Source organism: Nitrospirota bacterium (assembly GCA_016212185.1).
Taxonomy (GTDB): Bacteria; Nitrospirota; Thermodesulfovibrionia; order UBA6902; family DSMQ01; genus JACRGX01.
The window spans coordinates 1-4,587 of record JACRGX010000084.1 but is presented as its reverse complement, the minus strand read 5'-3'; the positions used below and the strand labels follow the sequence as shown (position 1 = coordinate 4,587).

Here is a 4,587-nt window from a genome sequence, read left to right as displayed (position 1 = left end):
TGTTAAGCAAGAACCCCAGCTTGGCACAGGCCATGCGGTTCTGTGCGCCAAATCCGCTCTCAAAAATTTCACCGGCGATTGCTTAATCCTTTCCGGCGATGTCCCGCTCATTACCAGAGAGACCGTTATGGGTCTTTTAAACCTCCACGCAAAGAAAAAGGCGGTCGTATCTTTTATCTCCACTGTTGTTGAAGACCCGTCAGGCTACGGCAGGGCGCTGCGGGATGGAAATAACAGCATCATTCGAATCGTGGAACACGAAGACGCAAGCATAGAGGAAAAGGCTGTCAATGAAATCAATACCGGAATTTATTGCGTGGATGCGAAGTTTCTCTTTTCCGGCCTGAAGAAGGTAAAAAAGGGAAATGCGCAGGGTGAATATTATCTCCCGGATTTGATAGAGATGGCCGTCAATGCAGGTCACAAGGTTGCGTGCCTGACGCACATTGACCCTGCGGAGGTCATGGGGATAAATAATAGGATTGAACTGGCAGAGGCAAACAGGGTGATGAGGCAGCGGATAAATAACGGGCTTATGCTCTCAGGGGTTACGCTGATTGATGATGAGACAGCGTATATCCATAAAAATGTAAATATTGGCAAAGACACCATCATCTATCCGAATGTGTTTTTAGAAGGTGATACAAATATCGGGCAGAGATGTTTAATAGAAGAAGGATGCAAGATAATAAACTCCACCATTGGAGATGATTCTGTCATAAAAAGCAATTCTGTTATTGAATCATCAACAATCGGCAGGCATGTATCCATCGGGCCGTTTGCAAGGCTTCGTCCTGACTCTGTAATTGAAGACAATGCAAAGGTGGGAAATTTTGTTGAGATTAAAAAATCAAAAATCGGCAAAGGCTCAAAGGCAAATCATTTGAGTTATATCGGCGATGCAATAATCGGTAAGGATGTGAATATCGGCGCAGGCACAATTACCTGCAACTACGATGGCATAAAAAAGCATCAGACCATTATAGAAGACGGCGCATTCATCGGCAGCGATACGCAGCTTGTTGCGCCGGTAAAAGTGGGAAAAAATGCCTACATCGGCTCCGGCTCCACCATCACCAAAAATGTGCCTTCCGGTTCACTTGCATTAAGCCGCGCTGAACAGAGGGTTATTGAGGGATGGGCGTTGAAAAGAGGTAAGCAGAAGTAGGGTGGGCTGCGCCACCTCGTTTTGGAGCAAGGCCAAGGGACAATAAGACAACATGAAAATCGGTCTGAAATATTTGACCAAAATAGAAAAAAAGGTTGTAGAGGAATTTGCAAAACAGGTGCGGACTGCGCTGGGACAAAATCTTATTGATATGGAAATATTCGGATCAAAAGTGAGAGGAGATTTTACCGGAGATTCGGATATAGATATACTTGTTGTTGTGAAGGAGAGGACGCTTGATGTAATGGATAAGATTGGTGATATTACCGCTGAACTGGCATTGGAATATGATATGCCCTTATCGCCTGTTATCTTTAGCAAGTATGAGTATCAAGTGAATAGAAATATGTCATCGCCATTTGTGTTGAGTGTTGAAGCAGAGGGGGTTAGATTGTAATGGCAGACGCTGATAAAAAGAGTGTATTGGTTTCCTATCGTCTTGATAGCGCAAAGGAAAAACTCAAATCTGCCATTGACCTTCTTGAAAATGGAGATTATAAAGATTCGGTAAGCAGGTCATATTATGCCATTTTCACTGCTGCAAGGGCGCTTCTTGCAACAAAACAACTGGACAGTTCAAAACACTCCGGTGTTATTGCCCTTTTCAACCAGCATTTTGTAAAAACCGAACTTATATCCGCAGATATTGGCAAGCTCACAGGAAAGGCAAAACTTTACAGAGAACAGGCAGACTACGGGGATTTTTTTGTTGTTTCCAGAGAAGAGGCTGATGCGCAGATTCAGTCTGCAAAGAAATTCATTGCGGAGATAGAAAATGTTATTCAGCGGATGAAGTGAAAGCAAACATACGCTGGTTCAATTTTGCAAATTGAACAAGTAAAGTGGCAAACGTGATCAGGCAAAATCCCTTGGAGAATTATGACAAAAAAAGCGACATATAGAATTGCTGGTAAAACAAAAACTAAAAAGACTAAGAGGAAAGCACCTGACAGGGTTAAAGAATCAATATCACCCTATGGAGCAACTTTACCTATCGCCTACACTCGAACCTGCAACTGTCCTCCCACTCGTATAAATTGTCTAACCGCAAAAGAATGGTTGAAAAGCCAGATTGGTGTTTGGCAATTTTTTTATGAAAGCAGAGACATCCGTGATAAAACTATCCATCCTGCAACATTCCCCATCGCCTTGGCAAAAAAAGTTATGGAACTTTTCACACATCAAGGGGAGCTTGTAATTGACCCGTTTGCAGGGAGCGGCACCACACTTGTGGCTGCTCAAGACCTCAATCGTAATGCCGTAGGTTTTGACTTGCAAAGGAAATATATTGACCTTTGTAAAAACCGTTTGGCTACTAATCAACTTTTCAACAACGCGCAACAACTGGCGATACAGGACGACGCAAGAAATATCTCAAAATATTTTGAGCCGGAAACCGTAAGTTTAATCTGGACATCTCCGCCTTACGCTAATCTCCTGAATCGTGTAAGAAAAAACAAATCGCGCAGAGACCGCAAAAACGAGCAGCTTGGAAAGGTTGAGCAGTATTCTCAAGATGCAAGAGATTTGGGAACTATGAATCTTGAAGCGTATACAGCGGCTATGGGAGATATTTATGGGAATATGCTTCCCCTTCTGAAACCGAAAGGCCACTGCGTTATCAATGTACCGGATATGTGGTGGGAAAACAAAAGAATAACAATCCATGTTTCTTTGATAGAAGAGTTGAGAAAACGCGGTTATGAATTGAGAAATGTTATCATTTGGGACAGGACAAATATTGTAAATAAAGTAGGTATCTTTGGCTGGCCAAGCAACTATATTACTATGGGAGTTACTTTTGAATATCTATTGGATTTTTGGAGACCGGCAACGAAATGAAACTCTATACAAAAGAAGAACTCATTCAAGAAATGCGGGAAATTTTCGGTAAAGGCTGGCATAAAAGTGTAAAGAAAACCCGTAATGCTCGGAATGACGGCGCCGTTGGCAATACTCTGGAATCACTCTTGCACATCAGAGAAAACAATTTGCCCATACCAAATACCCGCGAATGGGAATTGAAAGGACAAAGGTCTCACACAACATCGCTAATCACTTTGAAACATATAGAACCATCGCCCACTGCCGCTCAGATTGTATCAAAATTATTGCTTCCCAAGTATGGCTGGAAACATAAACAGGCCGGCAAGAAATATCCCGCGCATGAGATGAGTTTTCGGTCAACAACAAGCGCAACCGATTACACCAAAAGAGGCTTCAAAATAGTTGTGGACAGAAAAGAGAATAAGGTAAAATTTATTTTTGATGCTGCCAGAGCAAAGGTAGATGAACATGAAATAGCCTCATGGCTGCAATCTGTGGAAGAAAGAATAGGTCTTGGTCCTCTTATTCCGGAACCATACTGGGGATTTGAAGATTTAAACTATGCAATCGGCACAAAAATAAAAAACTGTTTTTATGTGGTTGCGGACAGCAAGAAAGAAAAGTCAAAAGAATTCTTCCTTTATAAAGAATTACATATATTATCCGGTTTTTCTTTTGAGAAATTTCTTACGGCTGTCGAAAAAGGTTATGTCCTTATTGATTTTGATGCAAGGACAGGCCATAATCACGGCACTAAATTTCGCTTGAAGCAAGGCTACTGGAAAGAGCTATATACAGATATTCGACGTGCAATCTAAAACTGGCGTAATAAGGGTATAGATTATTTTCATTATAAACGCAAGGGTTGAGCCAAAGACAAGGAGAATTTCAGTTCACGCTCAAAAATGTCCCAGATGCGCAGAAGGGCAAGGGTTTGCACCGCAGCATACTTTTTAGGTATGTGAGGATGTAAACCCGCAGTCCTGACAAAGCAGATGGGCGATTTTCAGCGTGAACTAATATGTTATGTGTGGAATAGTCGGCTACATAGGCAATAAGGATGCCAGCGAAGTCCTGCTGGACGGGCTCAGGCGGCTTGAGTATCGCGGATACGATTCCGCGGGCGTTGCCATTATTGACACCGGCAAAAAGATAGAGGTGCGCCGGAGCGTGGGCAAACTCATCAACCTTGAGAAGAAGATCCACGGCCATCCGGTCAAAGGGCATATCGGCATCGGCCACACCCGCTGGGCTACACACGGAAGGCCGTCCGAGGAGAATGCCCATCCTCATGTGGAGGCAGGCGTTGCGGTTGTGCACAACGGTATCATAGAAAATTATCTCGCCTTAAAAGAGGAGCTTAAAAAACAGGGCGCAGTTTTCAAGTCCGAGACGGACACTGAGATACTCGCGCATCTCATATCCCGCCAGATGAAGGCAGGCAAAGGGTTTGAGGATTCTGTAAGAGAGGTCTTGAAACAGGTTAAAGGCTCTTATGCCATTGTGGTCATATCAAAGGATGAGCCGGATAAAATCATCGGCGCGCGCATGGAATGCCCGCTGGTGGTCGGCCTTGGAGACGGCGAAGGCTT

At 43.5% G+C, this 4,587-nt stretch carries 6 protein-coding genes; all 6 read left to right on the top strand.

The genetic code is table 11. The annotated features are described in order from the left end of the window. Positions 1-1,168 (top strand): bifunctional UDP-N-acetylglucosamine diphosphorylase/glucosamine-1-phosphate N-acetyltransferase GlmU (glmU, locus tag HZA10_09770; protein MBI5196598.1); only part of this gene is annotated, 1,168 nt, incomplete at its 5' end. A 52-nt stretch (positions 1,169-1,220) separates the two neighbouring features. Further along, positions 1,221-1,565, top strand: a complete 345-nt coding sequence (locus tag HZA10_09765) for a nucleotidyltransferase domain-containing protein (protein ID MBI5196597.1) — start codon at positions 1,221-1,223, stop codon at positions 1,563-1,565. After that, complete coding sequence (locus tag HZA10_09760) at positions 1,565-1,966, top strand: HEPN domain-containing protein (GenBank protein MBI5196596.1); 402 nt, start codon at positions 1,565-1,567, stop codon at positions 1,964-1,966. The genes HZA10_09765 and HZA10_09760 overlap by 1 nt, the downstream gene beginning before the upstream one ends. A gap of 81 nt (positions 1,967-2,047) precedes the next feature. Next, positions 2,048-3,010, top strand: a complete 963-nt coding sequence (locus HZA10_09755) for a site-specific DNA-methyltransferase (protein MBI5196595.1) — start codon at positions 2,048-2,050, stop codon at positions 3,008-3,010. Next, positions 3,007-3,813, top strand: a complete 807-nt coding sequence (locus HZA10_09750) for an MvaI/BcnI restriction endonuclease family protein (protein MBI5196594.1) — start codon at positions 3,007-3,009, stop codon at positions 3,811-3,813. Before HZA10_09755 ends, HZA10_09750 begins: the two co-directional genes overlap by 4 nt. Before the next feature lie 208 nt (positions 3,814-4,021). Continuing rightward, a partial coding sequence (locus HZA10_09745; GenBank protein ID MBI5196593.1) for a glutamine--fructose-6-phosphate aminotransferase occupies positions 4,022-4,587 on the top strand: 566 nt, incomplete at its 3' end.